The sequence below is a fragment of the Bradyrhizobium sp. sGM-13 genome (assembly GCF_018398875.1).
Classification (GTDB): Bacteria; Pseudomonadota; Alphaproteobacteria; order Rhizobiales; family Xanthobacteraceae; genus Bradyrhizobium.
On sequence record NZ_JAGWDK010000165.1, the window covers coordinates 1 to 678 of the forward strand.

General features: G+C 67.4%; 1 protein-coding gene. It reads right to left on the reverse strand.

Going from position 1 to position 678, the window contains the following annotated elements; all coding sequences use genetic code 11:
* Positions 1–678, reverse strand: a 678-nt coding sequence (locus KJQ96_RS38605; RefSeq protein ID WP_213291174.1) for an IS66 family transposase, incomplete at both ends; no start/stop codon positions are given.

Genomic DNA, 678 nt, shown 5'->3' on the forward strand with positions numbered 1-678 from the left:
TCCACCTGCAGAATGCCGGAAAAGCCCGTCAATTGTGCGGCGATCTCCTCGGTGCCCCGGCCGTCGGCGAACACGTAGGCAACCGCCGGTGGCGCAGGCCCGCCCCAGGGGCGGTCATCCATGGCATGCGCCCAGAACTGGCAGATGCGGGGGCGATGTCGCCCGGGATCGAGCACCGGCATCGGCGTCTCGTCGCAGAACACGCGCGGCGCGGCCTGGATCGTCCGCAGCTGAAGTTCATAAAGGCTCTTGAGCCACCAGGCCGCACGCTTCACCCAGCCGGCAAGCGTCGACCGGTCAAGATGGACGCCCTGGCCGGCCAAAATCTGCGCCTGCCGGTACAGCGGCAAATACCAGGCGAACTTCGAGACCACCACGTGGCTCACCAGGGCCGTCGACACCATGCCACTCTCAATCAAGCGCGGCAGCACCTTCGCCTGGACCACACCGTCGGTGCAGCCGCGGCAGGCGTATTTGGGACGGATCGTCCGCAGCACCCGCAAGATCGCCGGGATGATGTCCAGTACCTCGCTGACGTCCTCGCCGATCTTGTGGAGCTTGCCCTGGCAGCACGGGCAGGCGGTCGCCTCCGGCTCCAGCACCTGCTCACAGCGCGGCAGGTGCTTGGGCAGCGCGCCGATGTTGCGGCGCGCCTTCTTGCGCGGCTTATCAGACGGC